Source organism: Achromobacter sp. JD-1 (genome assembly GCF_038594925.1).
Classification (GTDB): domain Bacteria; phylum Pseudomonadota; class Gammaproteobacteria; order Burkholderiales; family Burkholderiaceae_B; genus Achromobacter; species Achromobacter spanius_C.
Genome location: NZ_JBCGCS010000010.1, coordinates 192,723 through 211,811, shown reverse-complemented (window position 1 = coordinate 211,811; position 19,089 = coordinate 192,723). Strand labels below are relative to the sequence as shown.

Genomic DNA, 19,089 nt, shown 5'->3' with positions numbered 1-19,089 from the left:
AAACCGCCATTTTCATTGCTGCGTTGAAACACAGGGTGTCTAGCCCGCATCCTGATGTTTGCACCTGTTTCAATTGCCCCGGCTGTTCTCTACACTTGTCCCGCCAGGCCCATCGCGTGCCTACCGAGCGGGCACGCACGTTACGCAAGTACGTCTTATCAAGCTGTCAGGAAGACTTCGCATGGCGAAATGGGGTTTGCGCAAAAAATCATTAATGGCGCTGTTGTTGGCGTGCGTGGTCGCCCTGGCGCCCGCGGCGGTAATCGGTTGGATGGTGCTGGATGGGGTCAGGGACCACTTCGGACGCGCCTTTGCCGACAACTTCACGCAGTTGAACCGGCAACGCATTCTGGCGCCGGTGTCCCGCGAACTGGCCTTGTCCTTGCGCCTGGCCGACAGCGAAGTCACCCGCCGCTGGTTGCGCGATGAAAGTGACCCGGCCGCGCGCGAATTGTTTTTTCGCGAAGCCGATGGCTACCGGCGCGACCTGCTCGGGCGCGCCTACTTCATCGCCAGCGCCGCCACCGGAAACTACTACTTCAACGACGACAAGCCGCTGTCCGAAGCGCCGCGCTACACGCTCAGCCCCAACGCGGCTGACGACGGCTGGTTCTACGCGTCGTTGAAGTCGCCGGCCAAATACAACATCAACGTCAACCCCGACCTGAAGCTGAAGACCACCAAAGTGTGGATCAACGTCCAGGTGCGCGACGGCAACAAGGTGGTGGGGCTGACCGGCGCGGGTCTGGACGTGGGCGGCTTCCTGCGGGAATTCGTCAACAGCGGCCAGCCCGGCGTCACCCCCATCATCGTGGACGAAGACGGCGCCATCCAGGCGCACATGGACGCCTCATTGATCGCCTACAACTCCGGCGCGGGCGGTGGCGCGGCGGATCGCGGGCGCGTGTTCAACCTGTTGGACGCGGGGCCTGGGCAGGACGAACTGCGCTCGGCCATGCACGCGGCGCAGGCCGACCCGCAATCGGTGCAGACGGCGTGGGTCAGCATGGACGGCACGCGCCAATTGGTGGCGGTGGCGTATATGCCCGAGCTGCACTGGCACGTGCTGACGATGGTGGACCTGGGCGCCGCGCGCGTGCTGGACACCGGCTGGCTGTGGCCGGCGGCTATTGGCCTGGTGGTGTTGTTTGCCGCCATGCTGCTGTGCTTCGGCTACGCCATTGAACGCCTGATGCTGCGCCCCTTGCGCCGCCTGCAGCAATCAGCCCGCGCCATTGCGGACGGCAGCTACGACGTGCGCCTGCCGCCGGGCGGCCAGGACGAAATTGGCGACCTGAGCCGCGCCTTCGGCGTCATGGCCGACAAGGTCCGCCAGCACACGGCCGAACTGGAAACCAAGGTGCGCGAACGCACCTCGGCGCTGGAAGACGCCAACCGCGCCATGGCCGCCGCGCACAAGAAAATTGGCGACTCCATCGACTACGCCAGCCTGATCCAGCGCGCCATTCTGCCCGACCGCCAACTGACGCAGTCGCTGGGCGCGCACCATTTCGTGCTGTGGAAGCCGCGCGACGTGGTGGGCGGTGACTTCTACGTGTTCCGCTCCGACGGCGCCAACTGCCTGCTGGGCATCATGGACTGCGCGGGCCACGGCGTGCCCGGCGCGCTGATGACCATGCTGGCGCGCGCCGCCATTGATCTGGCGATCACCGAGGTCGGCCCCGCCGATCCCGCCGGCGTCCTGACCCGTACCGACGGCGCCATTCGCGCCATGCTTGCGGATGCGCAATTGCCACGCGCGCTGGCCACCAATACCGACGCGGGCCTGGTATATATTGACCGCCAATCCAAGCGCCTGCGCTATGCGGGCGCCAAGATCAGCCTGTACGCCGGCGATGGCGAGACCTTGCGTGAAATACCTGGCGGCAAGCGCGCGCTGGGTGACAAGCGGGTCGGCCGCTACGAAAACATCGACGTGCAATTGGAGCCCGGCTGGACGTATTACCTGGCCACCGACGGTTTCCTGGACCAGGCGGGCGGCGAGCACGGCTTTGGATTCGGCAATACCCGTTTTGCGGAAATGCTCAAGAGACACGCGCGCCGGCCGTTAACTGAACAGGCCGCCGCGTTTTCGCAGGCGCTGGCCGAATACCAGGGGGGCCGTCCGCAACGTGACGACATCACCCTGTTGTCTTTCCGTTTCGAATAATCGTTATCAGGGCGGTAACCCCTATGAATGCCTCCGATCTCTACGCGCTGGGTGAACGGTTCAACCAGAACCGCACCCTGCTCTGCTTTAACGGGCCGATCTCCCGCAGCCTGATCGAAGAAATCGGCAACGCGCTCAAGAATTACCTGAATGCGGAACATGCGCGCCCCGCGGAAGCCATGGACGTCTTTTCGGTCTATATCGAAATGATCCAGAACATCCGCCAGTACGCCGCCGCCAATGGCGATGCCGAGGCCAGCGCCACGGTCGTTATCGGCCGCCGCGACGAAAGCCGCTACGTGGTGTCGGCGGGCAACCTGGTCAAGTCCGACGATGGCCACGCGCTGGTCGCCCGCATCCGCGAACTGGCCGCGCTGGACAAGGCGGCGTTGAAGGCCGAATACAAGACACAGTTGCACAAGCCGCGCGCCCAGGGCGTTGCCTCGGGCGCGGGCTTGGGTTTGATCGATATTGCGCGGCGCGCCGGCGCTCCGCTGGAAGCCAGCCTGACGCCCACCGCGCACGAAGGCAAGGCGTTCTTCAGCCTGAGCGTTGTGATCTGAAGGCTCCGCGCGCATCAAAGAATTATTTTCGGAGTATCTGATGAAAGACCTGAACATTCCCGGGACGCAGTCCACGCCCGCCATCACCGCCGACGTCGCCGCCGGCGTGCTGGCGATGCGCGGCGACTCCTATCCCGAGAATTCCTTTGAACTGTTCGGCCCGGTCATTGAATGGGTCGAAGCCTATCTGCTGGGTTCGGCCGCGCCGCTGAGCCTGGAACTGGAGCTGCTGTATCTCAACACCAGCAGCATCAAGTCCGTCATGGACATCTTTGACCAGCTCGAAGCGGCCCATTGCAAAGGTCGCGAAGTCAGCGTCACCTGGTTCTACGACAAGCGCAATGAACGGGTCGGCGAGCTGGCCGAGGAATTCAAGGAAGACTGCACCTTTCCGTTCTCGGTGGTTGGCCGCGAATGAAGCCGGGCGCCGCCGACCTGGATCGCCGCATCACTGAGCTGCTGGCTGACCCCGCTCATGCCGGACACCCGCTGCGCGAAGCGCTCGAGGCGCTGTGGCGGCATACGGCGGACCAGATGGCGCGGATTCAGCGCATCACCCAGTTGTCGGACGCCTATCAATCCATGGCGCACGAGCGAGAGCTGGGCCTGTGCGACCAGTTCGAGCGCCAACTGCGGCGCTTGACGCGCATTGCGCGCATCTCCGACCACTACCAGAACATGATGCGCGACCTGAACACGGCGCTTGCGGAAACGTCCAGCCGCGATCCGCTGACCGGCTTGCTTAACCGACGCGCACTGATGGACATGATCAAGCAGGAAGTCGAGCGCGCCGCGCGCAGCGGAGAAAGCTTTGTGGTGGCCATGCTGGATGTGGACCACTTCAAGGCGGTCAATGACCGTTACGGCCACGAAACGGGCGACCGCGCCCTGGTCGAACTGGCGGGCGTGCTGGGCGAAAGCCTGCGTGAATACGATATGTGCGGCCGTTGGGGCGGCGAGGAATTTCTGGTGATGCTGCCCAACACCCAACCCGAAGCCGCCCAGGGCGTGATGGACCGACTGGTTGGCGCCGTGCGCGGGCTGGTGGTGGCGGCGGGCGAAAACGACGTATTGAGGCTGACGGTCAGCATTGGCATGGCGCATCACCAGTTGGGTGAAACCTTCTCGGAAACGCTGAGCCGCGCTGACCAGGCGCTGTATCTGGCCAAGCAGGACGGACGCGATCGCGTCGCCCTTGGTTTTCCCAAGCGCTGAATGAAACCGGAACAGCTGTATTCCGGTATGGAGCCCCTTATGCTTGACACTCAAGCAAGCGTTTCAAGCGCGGGCCCCCAGGGCGCCGCGTGGCAGGCCGACAATTACCTGGCGTCGATGGACCGGACGCTGTTGCTGTTTGATTTCGATGCGGACGGCGTGCTGTTGAACGCCAACGCCAATTTCCTGGCCGCCATGGGCTACACCCTTGAGGAGGCCTTGCGGCTACGCCATGACATGCTGTGCGACAGCATGGACGAAGGCAAGGGCATCGCCAGTGGCGAGGAAGTGTGGGCCCGCCTGCGTCGTGGTGAACACTTTTCGGGCACCTGCCGCTACCGCGCGCAAGACGGCGCCAGCCTGTGGATCGAAGCCACCTATCTGCCCATGGCAGGCGATGACGGTGTGACCGCCCGCGTGTCGGTCGTGTCTCGCAAATCCATCGCCGACGCCGAACGCCAGGAAGAGATCCGCCTGCTGCTGCTGGGCATCAACGAAACCGGCAACGCGGTCGCGGTATCCGGGTCTGACGGCCGCATCGTCTACGTGAACGATGGGTTCCAGCGCATGCTGGGCTTTGCGCGCGGTGACGCGCTGCATCAGGAACTGGGCGAGTTGCTTGCCGGCGGCCGCCCTGACGGCGGCACCCGCGAAGAGCTGGACCGCCGCATTGCCTGCCGCGAAGGCTTCCACAAGGATGTGCTGGTCTATGACCGCTGCGGCAAGCCGCTGTGGGTGTCGGTCATGGCCAATTCGGTTTTTGACGACCGTGGCACGCTCGTCAATATCGTTGACGTGCTGACCGACATCACGCCCACCAAGGTGCATGAGGTGCTACAGCGCCGCGTGCTGCAGGCCATGGTCAACGAGGCCTCGGTGGTTGAGGTCATGAACATGGTGTGCCGCGAGGTCGAGCGCCTGGCGCCCGAAGTGGCCGCCACGGTTTTGCGCGTGGATGACACCGGCCATTTGCGACACCTGGCCGCGCCCAGCATGCCGGATGCTTATTCGAACGCGTTGGACGGCGTGAAGATCGGCCCGCAAGTGGGCGCCTGCGGCACGTCGGCGTTTCTGGGCCGCCCGGTCATCGTGCCGGACATCGCCACCGATCCGCTGTGGGACGAGTACCGCCATCTGCCCTTGCCGGACGACATCAAGGCGTGCTGGTCGTCGCCCATCAAGTCCAGCGATGGCCGCGTGATCGGCACCTTCGGCTTCTATTTCCGCGAACGCCGCCTGCCTGATGATTTCCATCATCGCCTGGTCGACGTGTGCGTGTACCTGTGCGCGCTGGCGCTGGAACGCGAGGAGGCGCGCGCCCGCATCCGCCAGTTGGCGTTCTATGACGAGCTGACGGGCCTGCCGAACCGCAACCTGCTGCTGGCGCAAGCCGAGCAGGCGATTGCGCGCGCCGAGCCTGATCGCAAGCGGGTGGCGGTGCTGTTCCTGGACCTGGATCGTTTCAAGCAGGTCAACGACACGCTGGGCCATCCCGTGGGCGATGCGCTGCTGCGCGATGTGGCGCAACGCCTGCGCCGCCTGGCGCGCGCGTCGGACATCGTCGGCCGCCTGTCAGGCGACGAGTTCGTGATGCTGATGCCGGACTTTGAACATGGCCGTCTGACCGCGGCCGCCGAGCACGTGCTGGTGGCATTGGCCCAGCCGTTCTCGGTGGGCGGCATCACACTGAACCCGTCGGTCAGCATCGGCATCAGCGTGTTCCCGGAGAACGGGCGCGACATGGATACCCTGTTGCGCCACGCGGACATGGCCATGTACCAGGCCAAGACGGCGGGCCGCAACCGCATTTCGTTCTTCAGTGCCGAAATGAACCGCCAGGCGCAAGAACGCCTGGCCCTGGAAGCGGCGCTGCGCGATGCGCTGGAAGCCAAGGCGCTGCGTTTGCACTATCAGCCGCAGGTGGGCTTGAAGAACGGCAGCCTGTATGGGGTGGAGGCGCTGGCCCGCTGGCGTCATCCCACGCTGGGCGACATTTCGCCGGCGCGCTTCGTGCCGCTGGCCGAGGAATGCGGCCTGATCGGCGACCTGGGCGACTGGGCGCTGCGCGAGGCGTGTTCGCAACTGGCGATCTGGCGCCACAACGGGTTGCGGGTGCCGTCGGTGTCGGTGAACCTGTCGGCGACGAATTTCCACAACCTGAACCTGCCACGCATGATCGCGGCGACCCTGGCCGAGTTCGGCTTGCTGCCAGCGGATTTGATGCTGGAGATTACCGAAGGCGTGGTGCTGGACGCCACGGCCGGCACGCTGCGCACCATCGCCGAACTGCATCGGCTGGGGGTGCGGCTGTCGATGGATGACTTCGGCACGGGGTATTCCAGCCTGGGGCACTTGCGGCGCTTGATCGTGGATGAGTTGAAACTGGACCGCAGTTTCGTGCAGGGCCTGGAAAGCGACGATGCGGCGCGGGCACTGACCAGCGCCGTCATAAGGATTGGGGAAAGCCTGAGCCTGCCGGTGGTGGCGGAAGGGGTCGAGAATGAGGAGCAGCGCAGGTTCTTGATCGAGCAGGGCTGCGCGGCGGGACAGGGGTTCCTGTTTTCACCGCCGTTGCCGGCAGAGGAACTGGAGGAGTGGCTGCGGGGTAGGTAGGAATACGTCTCGTAGGATGGGTGAAGGGCGCGAAGGCGACCCCGCGAACGCAGAAGCCGATCGCACGTAACCCATCTCCGCTGACGGGATGTCTTGGGTTGGGGCGCTGCTGATGGGTTCGCGCGCTGGAGGGCTGTTGTTCTTCTCTTCATGTGTGCGCGCCACACCCATCCTACGGGGCCGCGTCGGACGTTGTCTTGGGGCGGGGCGCTGCTGATGGGTTCGCGCGCTGGGGGCTGTTGTTCTTCTCTTCATGTGTGCGCGCCGCACCCATCCTACGGGCCGCGTCACACGTTGTCTCGGGTTGGGGCACCGCTGATGGGTTCGCGCGCTGGGGGCTGTTGTTCTTCTGTTCATCTGTGCGCGCCGCACCCATCCTACGGGGCCGCGTCACACGGTGTCTCGGGGCGGGGCACCGCTGATGGGTTTGCGCGCTGGGGGCTGTTGTTCTTCTCTTCACGTGTGCGCGCCACACCCATCCTACGGGCCGCGTCGGACGTTGTCTTGGGGCGGGGCACCGCTGATGGGTTCGCGCGCTGGAGGGCGTTGTTCTTCTCTTCATGTGTGCGCGCCACACCCATCCTACGTGGCCGCGTCGCGCGTTGTCTCGGGGCGGGGCACCGCTGATGGGTTCGCGCGCTTGAGGGCGTTGTTCTTCTGTTCATGTGTGCGCGTCACACCCATCCTACGTAGGATGGGTGAAGTGCGGGAAGGCCTCCCCGCGAATGGCGGTGCCCAGCGCACGTAACCCATCTCTTCCCCGCCACCAAAGCGTCCCCCATTTCAATCCCATCTAATAGCTTTCCCCCATTTGCGAACCCCTTGCTTCAGGTATATATTTCAAGCCTAAACTATCCAGACCTAAATATCCGCGGCGCCTCGCTCCCGATAAATGAGCGACTGTCGCGTACCTCGGAGCGTTACGGCAATGAAAATAGTCTGCATCGGCGGCGGTCCCGCCGGCCTGTATTTCGGTCTGCTCATGAAACTGCAGAACCCCGCCAACGACGTCACCGTCATCGAACGCAATCGTCCGTATGACACTTTTGGATGGGGCGTGGTGTTCTCCGACGCCACCATGCAGAACCTGCGCGAGGCAGACCCCGTTTCCGCTCAGACCATTGGCGACGCGTTCAACCATTGGGATGACATCGACATCCACTTCAAGGGCCGCAGCATCCGCAGCAGCGGCCACGGCTTTATCGGCATTGGCCGCAAGAAGCTGCTGAACATTCTGCAGGCGCGTTGCGAAGACGTGGGCGTGAAGCTGGTGTTCGAAAACTTCGTCCAGGATGACCAGGCCATCGCCCGCGAATACGACGCCGACCTCGTCATTGCCTCCGACGGTATCAACAGCCAGGTCCGCACCCGCTACGCCGACACCTTCCACCCCGACATCGACCAGCGCCGCTGCCGCTTTGTCTGGCTGGGCACGAAGAAGGTGTTCGACGCCTTCACCTTCGCCTTCGTCCAGACCGAACACGGCTGGTTCCAGGCGCATGCCTACCGCTACGAAGACGGCATGTCGACCTTCATCGTCGAGACGCCCGAGGAAACCTGGCAGGCTGCCGGCATCGAGCAGATGAGCCAGGAAGAAGGCATCGCCTACTGCGAAAAACTGTTCGCGCCCTGGCTGGACGGCAATGCGCTGATCAGCAACGCCACGCACCTGCGCGGGTCCGCCATCTGGATTCGTTTCCCGCGCGTCATCTGCAACACCTGGGTGCACTGGAACACGCTGGACACCGCGCGCGGCCAGCGCCGCGTGCCTGTCGTGCTGATGGGCGATGCCGCGCACACCGCGCACTTCTCCATCGGCTCCGGCACCAAATTGGCGCTTGAAGACTCCATCGAACTCGCGCGCTGCCTGAGCGGCGCCGAAGGCAGCGTTGAAGCGGGCTTGAAGCACTACGAGGAAGTGCGTAGCGTCGAGGTCCTGAAGATTCAGAACGCCGCCCGCAACTCCACCGAGTGGTTCGAAAACGTCGAGCGTTACGCCGAACTGGAACCCGAGCAATTCGCCTATTCCCTGCTGACCCGCTCGCAGCGCATCTCGCACGAAAACCTGCGTTTGCGTGACCCGGCCTGGCTGGAAGGCTTTGAGCGTTGGATCGCCGAACGCGCCGGCGCACCGGCAGCCGCCGGCCAGCGCCCCGCCATCCCCATGCTGACGCCCTACCAGGCACGCGGCGTGCGGTTGAAGAACCGCATTCTGGTGTCGCCCATGGCCATGTATTCCTGCACCGACGGCGTGCCGGGCGACTTCCACCTGGTGCACCTGGGTGCGCGCGCCATGGGCGGCGCCGGCCTGGTCATGGTGGAAATGACCTGCGTGTCGCCGGACGGCCGCATCACCCCGGGCTGCCCCGGCTTGTGGAACGACGAGCAGACGCAGGCGTTTGCCCGCATCGTGGATTTTGTGCATGGCAATAGCGACGCCCGCATCGGCGTGCAGCTGGGCCATGCCGGCCGCAAGGGCTCCACGCAACTGGGCTGGCAGAAAATCGATCACCCCTTGGCCGAAGGCAATTGGCCGCTGTTGTCGGCTTCCGCCTTGCCGTACATCGAAGGCGTGTCGCAAACGCCGCGCGCCATGACACGCGCCGACATGGACGACGCGCGCGACAACTTCGTTGCCGCCGCCCGCCGCGCCGAGCAGGCCGGTTTTGATTGGCTGGAACTGCACTGCGCCCACGGCTACCTGCTGTCCAGCTTCATCTCGCCGCTGACCAACCACCGTGACGACGAATACGGCGGCAGCCTGGAAAACCGCCTGCGCTATCCGCTGGAAGTATTCAAGGCCGTGCGCGCCGTCTGGCCCGAAGACAAGCCCATGTCGGTGCGGATCTCCGCCAGCGACTGGGTCGAAGGCGGCATCACCGCTGATGACGCCGTCGAAATCGCGCGCTACTTCAAGGCCGCCGGCGCCGACATGATCGACTGCTCGTCCGGCCAGGTCAGCAAGGAAGAAAAGCCCGTCTACGGCCGCATGTTCCAGACCCCGTTCGCCGACCGCGTGCGCAACGAAGCGGGCATCCCCACCATTGCGGTGGGCGCCATCTTCGAAGCCGACCACGCCAACGCCATCATCGCCTCGGGCCGTGCCGACCTCTGCGCCCTGGCGCGTCCCCACCTGGCCGACGCGTCCTGGACGCTGCGCGAAGCCGCCCGCGTGGGTTACCGTGACATTGCTTGGCCCAGCCAGTATTTCGCGGGCAAGCGCCAACTGGAAACCAACTTCGAACGCGCCGCCGCCATGGCGCAACTGGACATCAAATGACGAGTCTTGCGCAACCCTTGGACGGTCGCCACGCGCTGGTGACGGGCGGTGCGCGCGGCATCGGGCTGGCCAGCGCGCGGGCGCTGCTGGCGCGCGGCGCGCGCGTCACGCTGCTGGGCCGTGATGGCGCGGCGCTGGATGCCGCCGCCGACAGCCTGGCCAGCCTGGGGCAGGTGCAGGCCGTTAGCGCCGACATCGCGGACGAAGCCTCGGTGCGCGCCGCCTTTGCCCAGGCCGAAACCGAATTCGGCCTGGTGCTGGTGCTGGTGAACAACGCCGGCCAAGCCGTCAGCCAACGCTTTGACCGCACCGACGCTGCGCTCTGGCACCAGATGATTGCCGTCAACCTGACCGGCACGTTTCACTGCATCCAGGCCGCGCTGCCCGGCATGCTGCAAGCCAAGTGGGGCCGCGTCATCAACGTGGCCAGCACCGCCGGCCTGATCGGCTACGGCTATGTCAGCGCTTACTGCGCCGCCAAGCACGGCGTGATCGGGCTGACCCGTTCGCTGGCGCTGGAAACCGCGCAAAAGGGCGTGACCGTGAACGCCGTCTGCCCCGGCTATACCGAAACCGACATCGTGCGCGGCGCGGTTGCCAACATCGTGGAAAAAACCGGCATGACGCCGGACGCCGCCCGCGCCAAACTGGCCGAGCGCAACCCCCAGGGCCGCCTGGTGCAGCCCGACGAAGTGGCCGAGACCGTGGCCTGGCTGGCGCTGCCAGCATCTGCCTCGGTCAATGGGCAGGCGATCGCCGTGGACGGCGGCGAAGTGATGACCGGCTAAGCCCGGCGCCCCATCAACCCCTGGATAAAGAACGGAGACACCATGAGCACCCAGTCCGAAGAGCACACCATGAAGCACCACAAGCGCCCGCTGGCCGGCTATCAGGCCAAGACGTTCCTGTGGCAGGTGTCGGCCGACGGCAAGATCGGCACGGTCACGCTGAATCGGCCCGAACGCAAGAACCCGTTGACGTTCGATTCCTACGCCGAACTGCGCGACCTGTTCCGCTCGCTGGTGTATGCCACCGACGTCAAGGTGGTGGTGGTGACGGGCGCGGGCGGCAACTTCTGCTCGGGCGGTGATGTGCATGAAATCATTGGCCCGCTGACCAAGATGAGCATGCCCGAACTGCTGGACTTCACCCGCATGACGGGCGATCTGGTCAAGGCCATGCGCGCCTGCCCCCAGCCCATCGTGGCGGCGGTGGACGGCGTGTGCGCGGGCGCGGGCGCCATGGTGGCGCTGGCCGCCGACATGCGGCTGGGCACGCCCGCCGCGCGCACCGCCTTCCTGTTTACCCGCGTGGGCCTGGCCGGCGCCGACATGGGCGCCTGCACCTTGCTGCCGCGCATGATCGGCCAGGGGCGCGCCTCTGAACTGCTGTACACCGGCCGCGCCATGACGGCTGACGAAGGCGCAAGCTGGGGTTTCTTCAACGCGCTGCACGATTCCGCCAAACTGGCCGAAGCCGCGCAGACGCTGGCCGCGCAACTGGCCGCCGGCCCCACTTTCGCGCACGGCGTCACCAAGAAGCTGCTGCATCAGGAATGGAACATGGGCGTGGACGAGGCCATCGAGGCCGAAGCCGAAGCCCAGGCCATCTGCATGCAGACGCGCGATTTCCACCGCGCTTACGAGGCCTTCGTGGCCAAGCAAAAGCCCGTCTTCGAGGGGAACTGATGATGCGTGACGCAAGCTGGCTGGACTGGCCCTTTTTTGACGACGCGCACCGCAAGCTGGCGCACGACGTCGACGCCTGGTGCGAAGCGTCCTTGGGGGATGTCGACCATCACGACGCCGACTCGGCCTGCAAGAAACTGGTCAAGGCCATGGGCCAGGCCGGCTGGCTGCGCTACGCGGTGGCGGGCGGCCCGGGCGGCGCCTGGGGCGGCGCCTTGCCGGAAGTCGATTCCCGCGCCGTCTGCATCCTGCGTGAAACCTTCGCCCGCCACGAAGGCCTGGCGGACTTTGCTTTCGCCATGCAGGGCTTGGGCAGCGGCGCCATCTCCTTGATGGGCTCTGACGAACTGCGCCAGCACTACCTGCCGCGTGTGGCGCGCGGCGAAGCCATCGTCGCCTTCGCGCTGTCTGAACCCGACGCGGGCTCGGACGTGGCCGCGCTCGCCTGCGAGGCCAAGCTGGACGGCGAGCACTACGTGCTGAACGGCGCCAAGACCTGGATTTCCAACGGCGGCATCGCGGACTTCTACGTGGTCTTCGCCCGTACCGGCGAAGCGCCGGGGGCGCGCGGCATCAGCGCCTTCGTGGTGGATGCCGACACCCCGGGCTTCGAGGTCAGTGAACGCATCGAACTCATCGCCCCGCATCCGCTGGCCACCATCACCTTCGACAACTGCCGCATCCCGGCCTCGCACCGCCTGGGCGACGCGGGCCAGGGCTTCAAGCTGGCCATGATGACGCTGGATATTTTCCGCGCTTCGGTGGCGGCAGCCGCGCTGGGGTTCGCCCGCCGCGCGCTGGATGAAGGCCTGGCGCGCGCCAAGTCGCGCCGCATGTTCGGCCAGACGCTGGCCGACCTGCAACTGACGCAAGCGGCGCTGGGCGACATGGCAACCGCCATCGACGCGTCGGCGCTGCTGACGTATCGCGCCGCGTGGATGCGCGACGTGCAAAAGCTGCGCACCACGCGCGAAGCCGCGATGGCCAAGATGACGGCCACTGAATCGGCGCAGACCGTGATCGACCGCGCCTTGCAGATGTTTGGCGGCGCGGGCGTGGTGTCGGGGATGCCGGTGGAGAAGCTTTACAGGGAAATCAGAGCGCTGCGTATCTACGAAGGCGCCACCGAAGTGCAGAAGTTGATCATCGCCCGTGAACTGCTGAAGGCGTAAAGGGCCATCGAGCTCTCGCCGTCAGCACAGCAAACCACACCGCACAAGCAAGGGGAATTTCATGGAAGTATCCGCCCACACCGACACCTTCGCCCGGGACAATCTACCCCCGGGCGATCAATGGCCTGAATTCCTGCTTGATGGCCCCGACGTGGCCTACCCCAAGCGCTTCAACTGCGCCGTTGAACTGGTGGATGCCATGGCTGAACGCGGCTTCGCCGACCGCGTGGCGCTGCGCTGGCGCGATGGCGAGAAGCAGGCCACGATGACCTATCGCGAACTGGCCTCACTGACCAACCGCATTGCGCGCGTGCTGACCGAAGACATGGGCCTGGTGCCCGGCAACCGCCTGCTGCTGCGCGGCCCGAACAACCCGATGATGGCGGCGTCCTGGCTGGCCGCGATCAAGGCGGGCCTGGTGACGGTGCCCACGATGCCGCTGCTGCGCGCCAAGGAACTCAAGCAGATCATCGAGAAGGCCCAGATCCAGGCGGTGCTGTGCGATGCGCGCCTGAAGGAAGAGGCCGGGTTCTGCGTTGAACCTGGCCACGAGCATCACTGCCCGCAGCTGACCAAGGTGATGGTCTTCAACGACGCCGCGCCCGATGCGCTGGACGCGTTGGCCGCCGCCAAGCCCGACGATTTCACGGCTTGCGACACCGCCGCCGACGACGTCTGCCTGATCGCCTTCACCAGCGGCACCACGGGTTCGCCCAAGGGCTGCATGCACTTTCATCGCGACGTGCTGGCGATGTGCGACCTGTTCCCCAAGCATGTGATCAAGCCCGGCCCCGACGACATCTTCTGCGGCACGCCGCCGCTGGCCTTCACGTTTGGCCTGGGCGGCCTGCTGTGCTTTCCCTTGCGCGTGGGCGCCAGCACCGTGCTGGCCGAAAAGCTGTCGCCGGAAAGCCTGCTGGAACTGATCCAGGACTTCCGCGCCACCATCGTCTTTACCGCACCGACGTTCTATCGCCAGATGGCCGCGCTGGTCGGCAAATTTGATCTGTCGTCGCTGAAGAAAAGCGTGTCGGCCGGCGAAGCGCTGCCGGACGCCACGCGCCAGTTGTGGAAAGAGGCCAGCGGCATCGAAATGATCGACGGCATCGGCGGCACCGAAATGATCCACGTGTTCGTGTCCAGCCCGCCCGAAGCCGTCAAGCGCGGCGCCATCGGCAAGGTGGTGCCCGGCTATGTGGCGCAGGTGGTGGACGACGACATGCAGCCCGTGCCCAACGGCACGGTGGGCCGGTTGGCCATCAAGGGCCCCACGGGCTGCCGCTACCTGGCGGATGACCGTCAGCGCCGCTTCGTGCAGCAGGGCTGGAACTTGCCGGGCGACACCTTCATGCAGGACGACGACGGCTATCTGTACTACCAGGCGCGCAATGACGACATGATCGTCTCGGCGGGCTACAACATCGCCGGCCCCGAAGTGGAAGACGCGTTGCTGCGCCACGAAGCGGTGGCCGAATGCGGCGTGGTGGGGGCGCAGGACGACGAGCGCGGCCAGTTGGTCAAGGCCTTCGTGGTGCTCAAGCCGGGCTTTGCGCCCAGCGACGCGCTGGTGGCCGATATGCAGGCGTTCGTGAAGGCCAGCATCGCCCCGTACAAATATCCGCGCGCCATCGAATTCGTGGCCACGCTGCCCCGTACCGAAACGGGCAAGCTGCAACGCTTTGCGCTGCGCCAGATGGCTTGAATCGGATGTTCAGATAAGTAATCAGGAAATCATCATGTCCGCAGCTTTCACCAGCCAGGTAGAAGTCCGCTTCCGTCATTGCGACCCGGCGGGCATTGTCTTCTATCCGCGCTATTTCGAGATGATCAATGACTTTGTCGAGGAATGGTTCGACAAAGGCATGGGCCTGCCGTTTCATGCGCTGCATGTTGATCGGCATATCGGTACACCGATGGCCTCGGTCACCTGTGATTTCAGCGCGCCCAGCCGCTGGCATGAACGCTTGCGCCAGACGCTTGAAGTGCAGCGCATTGGCGGCGCATCGTTCAAGGCGCTGGTGCGCTTCGAAGGCCCGGACGGACAGTTGCGCTTGTCGGCCACGCTGACGATCGTGACCGTGGATTTACGGACGATGAAGTCCATGCCCATGCCTGCCGACCTGCGGGAACGCATGCAGGCTTATCTGGTTCCCGCGGCGTAAGGCCGCGAGACCACCCTGTCGTTTGTTTTTTATAAATAGGATGAGACGTTATGAAGATTCTGCAACCGCCGGATTGGATGGCGCCCCGGGGCTATTCGAATGGTGTGCTTACCGAAATGACGGTGGGCAGCAAGCTCGTGTTCGTGGGCGGGCAGGTGGGGTGGAATGGACAGCAGCAATTCGAATCGGATGACCTGGCGGACCAGGTCCGCCAGACGCTGTCGAACATTGTCGCCATCCTGGCCGAAGGCGGCGCCAAGCCCGAACACATTGTGCGGATGACCTGGTACGTCACCGACAAGGACGCCTATGTGGCCGCGTATCCGGCCATCGGCAAGCACTACCGCGAATTCATCGGCCGGCACTTCCCGGCGATGACGGCGGTGGAAGTGGCGGACCTGGTCGAGGACCGCGCCAAGGTGGAAATCGAAGTGACGGCGGTGGTGCCGGCGGCCTGATCGCGGCGGGGCGCTGTTTACCCTTGCCCACGCCGCGTCTCGCGCGGCAGTTCTCCAAACCGCTCCCGGTAGTACTCCGAGAACCTTCCCAGATGTCCAAACCCCACGCCCAGCGCGACTTCGGTCACGCTGGCGTGGGCGTTCGTCTTCAGCTTCTGCCTGGCGGTGTCCAGGCGCAGCGACCGCAGCGCCAGCATGGGCGTGGTGTCGCGGTGTTCCTGGAACAAACGGGTCAGCGCGGTGGCGCTGGCGCCGGCGTGGCGGGCGATGTCCGTCAGCGTCAGCGGGGCCGACAGGTGCTCGCGCATATAGGATTCCGCCAGCGTCAGGCGGCGCGGCAGGTCTTGGGCGTGCCCCGCCTGCGCTTGCCAGCTATTGGGCTGGTTGTACAGCAGGTGCAGCACCAGCGTGTCTTCCAGGTGTTCCAACCACGCGGCGGGCGGGCGCCGCGCGCCGTCGTCCAGCGTGGGCAGCAGGTGGATCATGCTGGTGACCATGCTGCGCCAGGCCGCGCCCACCGGGTTGTCCAGCCGCAGGGCGGGGCTGAAGTCCAGCGCCAGGGTGGCGGCATCGCCAAAGGCGCGGCGGCCCATGGCTTCGAGTTTGCCGCGCGGAATCTTCAGCAGCAGTTGTTCGCAGCCGGCTTCCCAGTGCAGCCGCAGCGGGCGGTTGGGCGCGATGACGGCGGCGCAATCGGGGTGGGCGTCCACGTAATCGTCACCGCACTCGATGCGCGCGCGGCCCCGCAGCGGCACTTGCACCAGCATGAAGTCCTGCAGGCGGTCGGGTTCGATATGCACTTCGGCGCCGTAGCGCAAGGTACAGACCGTTAGCGAGCCGAACCGGCCCCGGTTCAGTTCGGCGTCCACGCGGCCCGCCTTCCAGGTCAGCCGGTGTTCTTTCAGCGCTTCCGACACGCGAGTGCGTGTTTCGTCCTGTTGGGTGGAGCTGAACACGCGCCGCTTGAAAAGCGGCGCCAGTTCGAGTCGGGACCAGCCGTGCATGGGTGCCTCCGGGACGGGAACGCTCCCGTATCAGCAGCCCAGAATAAATTAACTGTCCAGGCTTTGGAATTAAGTGAATCCCGGATAAGACTGCGCGTATTCGGATAGAGCGGCGCGCCTGCACGGCATACGCTAGCCAGCAGGCCCTTTGCTATTGGAGGGCGTCGTCACGGCGCGTAAGCTTGGCGACTTTGATCGGCGGCATGCGTGTACCGACGGCAGACGGGATCTGTCAGCTTTCCGCCAGCGCGGCTGGCGGCAGAATCGAAGGTGGCCCATGAATCGACATCTCTGGAGCCGGCGCGCGCTGGCGGCGCTGGTCTGTATCTCTGCCGTGGCCAGCGCCTCGGCGGCTGACAAGATCAAGGTAGGCATGCTGACAACCTTGTCCGGACCGGGGTCCGCGCTGGGCAACGAGATCCGCGACGGCTTCAATCTGGCGCTGCAGCATACGGGTGGCAAGCTGGGCGGGTTGCCCGCCGAAGTCGTGGTGGCCGACGACCAGCAAAAAGCGGACACGGGCCGCCAGGCGGTGGAAAGGCTGCTCAAGCGTGACCGCGTCGACGTCATGACGGGCATCGTGTTTTCCAACGTGCTGCTGCCCGTGATGCCAGCCATTTTGCAGTCTGACACCATTTACCTCAGCACCAATACCGGCCCCGAAAACTACGCGGGCGCGGGCTGCAACCCCAACTTCTTCGCGGTGGCCTGGCAGAACGAAGACATTCCCGCCGCCATGGGCAAGTACGCCACGGACCAGGGCTACAAGAGCGTGGCGCTGATCGCGCCCGACTACCCGGGCGGCCGCGAATCGCTAAAGGGTTTCAAGCGTCTGTACAAGGGCGGCCTGTCCGAAGAGATCTACACCCAGCTCGGCCAGTTGGACTACGGCGTTGAAATCTCGCGCCTGCGCGCCAGCAAGCCGGATGCGGTCTTCTTCTTCCTGCCTGGCGGCATGGGCGTGAACTTCATCAAACAGTTCAATGGCGCGGGCCTGTCCAAGGACATCGCGCTGTTGGCGCCGGGCTTCTCGGGCGACGAGGACACCATCGCCGCCGTCGGCGCGCCGATCGCCGGCATGCGCAACACCTCGCAATGGGCGGCTGACCTGGACAACCCCGCGAACCGCAAGTTTGTTGAAGACTTCAAGAAGACCTACAAGCGCACGCCCACGCTGTACGCCTCGCAAGGCTATGACGCCGCCATGCTGCTGGACAGCGCCGTGCGGCAGACGGGCGGCAAGCTTGACGCCGACGCGCTGCGCCCGGCGTTGCGGCGCGCGGATTTCAAATCGGTGCGGGGTGACTTCAAGTTCAACCGCAACCAATACCCCATCCAGAACTACTACCTGCGCGTCGTGGAAGCGGGCGCGGACGGCAAGCTGGCCAACAAGCTGTCGGGCACGGTGCTGACCCAGTACCAGGACCCGTTCGCCGCCACCTGCCAGATGAAGTAGGCGGCAGGCCACGCGCAGCGGGCGTCTTGCATCAGGCATCAAGCAACACAGGAGAACCGAATGACCCAACACATCACGACGCGCGAGGTGACTGTTCCCTCGCACGATGGCAAGACATTCAGCGCCTACCTGGCCGTGCCCGCCTCGGGCCATGGCCCTGGGCTGGTGCTGTGCCAGGAAATTTTCGGCGTGAACGACTTCATGCGCCGTGCCGCGCAGTTGCTGGCCGAAGAGGGCTACGTGGTGCTGGTGCCCGACCTGTTCTGGCGCCAGCAGCCCGGCATTCAACTGACCGACGGTCCGGCCGACATGCCGCGCGCGTTCGAGCTTTACAAGGGCTTTGACGTTGAGCAGGGCTTGAAAGACATCGCGTCTACCATCGCCTTGCTGCGCGAACTGCCCGAGCAACAGGGCGGCGTTGGCGTGCTGGGTTACTGCCTGGGCGGCAAGCTGGCCTATCTGGCCGCCTGCCGTACCGATGTGGACGTGGCCGTGGGCTATTACGGCGTGGGCATCGAAGACAGCCTGGACGAAGCGGCCAACTTGCGCGGCCGCCTGGTGCTGCACATAGCCGAACAGGACGGCTTCTGTCCGCCCGCCGCGCGTCAGCGCATCCTGGATGCGCTGAGCGGCAAGCCCGGCGTGGAACTGTACGTGTACCCCGGCATGGACCATGCGTTCGCCCGCACGGGCGGCGAGCACTACGACAAGCCGTCGGCACTGATGGCGCACCAGCGCAGCATGGCCGCGCTGCAACGCGCCATCGGGCCCGAGTTCGATTATTCGTACTTGTGGGACAAGCACTGCGAATACGAATTCGGCACGCGCGACGTGGCTGCCACCATGGCCACGATGGTGGCCGAACCCTATGTGAACCACATCCCCACCATGACGGGCGGCGTGGGCCACAAGGAACTGTCGCGCTTCTACCAGCACCATTTCGTCAACGGCAACCCGCCCGACACGCGCTTGATTCCGCTGTCTCGCACGGTGGGCGCCACGCAGATCGTGGACGAACTGCTGTTCTGCTTCACGCACACCACCGAGATCGACTGGATGCTGCCCGGCGTGGCGCCCACGGGCCGGCCGGTGGAAATTCCGCTGATCGCCGTCGTGAAGTTCCGGGGCGACAAGCTCTACCACGAGCATATCTACTGGGATCAGGCCAGTGTGCTGGTGCAGGTGGGCTTGCTGGACCCTGCCGGGTTGCCGGTGGCCGGCCGCGAAACCGCGGCCAAGCTGCTGGACGAAACCCTGCCGTCGAACACCTTGATGGCACGCTGGAAAGACAGCGAGAACAAGTAGGAG

At 65.1% G+C, this 19,089-nt stretch carries 15 protein-coding genes; 14 read left to right on the top strand and 1 reads right to left on the bottom strand.

Translation table 11 applies throughout. The features are described from left to right. Positions 1 to 181 precede the first annotated feature (181 nt). The 12 genes from siaA to WBR68_RS17525 all read left to right on the top strand — a co-directional run bounded on the left by siaA (position 182) and on the right by WBR68_RS17525 (position 15,321). Positions 182 to 2,170, top strand: coding sequence for a biofilm regulation protein phosphatase SiaA (gene siaA / locus WBR68_RS17580; RefSeq protein WP_230694854.1), 1,989 nt, complete (start codon positions 182 to 184; stop codon positions 2,168 to 2,170). 23 nt (positions 2,171 to 2,193) lie between these two features. Continuing rightward, complete coding sequence (siaB, locus tag WBR68_RS17575; RefSeq protein WP_050447051.1) at positions 2,194 to 2,733, top strand: biofilm regulation protein kinase SiaB; 540 nt, start codon at positions 2,194 to 2,196, stop codon at positions 2,731 to 2,733. 40 nt (positions 2,734 to 2,773) lie between these two features. Continuing rightward, complete coding sequence (gene siaC, locus WBR68_RS17570; RefSeq protein WP_050447052.1) at positions 2,774 to 3,151, top strand: biofilm regulation phosphoprotein SiaC; 378 nt, start codon at positions 2,774 to 2,776, stop codon at positions 3,149 to 3,151. Beyond that, positions 3,148 to 3,948, top strand: coding sequence for a biofilm regulation diguanylate cyclase SiaD (gene siaD / locus WBR68_RS17565; protein WP_050447053.1), 801 nt, complete (start codon positions 3,148 to 3,150; stop codon positions 3,946 to 3,948). The genes siaC and siaD overlap by 4 nt, the downstream gene beginning before the upstream one ends. A gap of 39 nt (positions 3,949 to 3,987) precedes the next feature. Continuing rightward, positions 3,988 to 6,561, top strand: coding sequence for a sensor domain-containing protein (locus WBR68_RS17560; RefSeq protein ID WP_230694853.1), 2,574 nt, complete (start codon positions 3,988 to 3,990; stop codon positions 6,559 to 6,561). 928 nt (positions 6,562 to 7,489) lie between these two features. Then, positions 7,490 to 9,841 carry a bifunctional salicylyl-CoA 5-hydroxylase/oxidoreductase gene (locus WBR68_RS17555; protein WP_230694852.1) on the top strand — a complete coding sequence of 784 codons (2,352 nt, stop codon included), beginning with the start codon at positions 7,490 to 7,492 and terminating at the stop codon, positions 9,839 to 9,841. After that, a complete protein-coding gene (locus WBR68_RS17550; RefSeq protein WP_230694851.1) occupies positions 9,838 to 10,629 on the top strand; it encodes an SDR family NAD(P)-dependent oxidoreductase in 792 nt (263 codons plus the stop codon). The genes WBR68_RS17555 and WBR68_RS17550 overlap by 4 nt, the downstream gene beginning before the upstream one ends. Positions 10,630 to 10,671: 42 nt before the next feature. Beyond that, positions 10,672 to 11,529, top strand: coding sequence for an enoyl-CoA hydratase family protein (locus tag WBR68_RS17545; RefSeq protein WP_230694850.1), 858 nt, complete (start codon positions 10,672 to 10,674; stop codon positions 11,527 to 11,529). Between the two features lie 2 nt (positions 11,530 to 11,531). Further along, complete coding sequence (locus WBR68_RS17540) at positions 11,532 to 12,701, top strand: acyl-CoA dehydrogenase family protein (protein WP_230694870.1); 1,170 nt, start codon at positions 11,532 to 11,534, stop codon at positions 12,699 to 12,701. Between the two features lie 61 nt (positions 12,702 to 12,762). Continuing rightward, on the top strand, positions 12,763 to 14,403 hold the full coding sequence (locus WBR68_RS17535) for an AMP-binding protein (protein WP_230694849.1): 1,641 nt from the start codon (positions 12,763 to 12,765) through the stop codon (positions 14,401 to 14,403). A gap of 34 nt (positions 14,404 to 14,437) precedes the next feature. Beyond that, positions 14,438 to 14,863, top strand: a complete 426-nt coding sequence (locus WBR68_RS17530) for an acyl-CoA thioesterase (RefSeq protein WP_050447059.1) — start codon at positions 14,438 to 14,440, stop codon at positions 14,861 to 14,863. 50 nt (positions 14,864 to 14,913) lie between these two features. Then, the gene (locus tag WBR68_RS17525) at positions 14,914 to 15,321 is read left to right on the top strand and encodes a RidA family protein (RefSeq protein WP_050447060.1); all 408 of its coding nucleotides are present in this window, start codon (positions 14,914 to 14,916) and stop codon (positions 15,319 to 15,321) included. Between the two features lie 17 nt (positions 15,322 to 15,338). Here WBR68_RS17525 and WBR68_RS17520 read toward each other — a convergent pair whose 3' ends face one another. Further along, positions 15,339 to 16,325 (bottom strand): AraC family transcriptional regulator, encoded by a 987-nt coding sequence (locus WBR68_RS17520; RefSeq protein WP_230694848.1) that lies wholly within the window; start codon positions 16,323 to 16,325, stop codon positions 15,339 to 15,341. Positions 16,326 to 16,602: 277 nt separating this feature from the next. Here WBR68_RS17520 and WBR68_RS17515 point away from each other — a divergent pair, with 277 nt between their 5' ends. Then, positions 16,603 to 17,781 carry an ABC transporter substrate-binding protein gene (locus tag WBR68_RS17515; protein WP_050447063.1) on the top strand — a complete coding sequence of 393 codons (1,179 nt, stop codon included), beginning with the start codon at positions 16,603 to 16,605 and terminating at the stop codon, positions 17,779 to 17,781. 60 nt (positions 17,782 to 17,841) lie between these two features. Beyond that, a complete protein-coding gene (locus WBR68_RS17510; protein ID WP_230694847.1) occupies positions 17,842 to 19,086 on the top strand; it encodes a dienelactone hydrolase family protein in 1,245 nt (414 codons plus the stop codon). Positions 19,087 to 19,089: the final 3 nt, after the last annotated feature.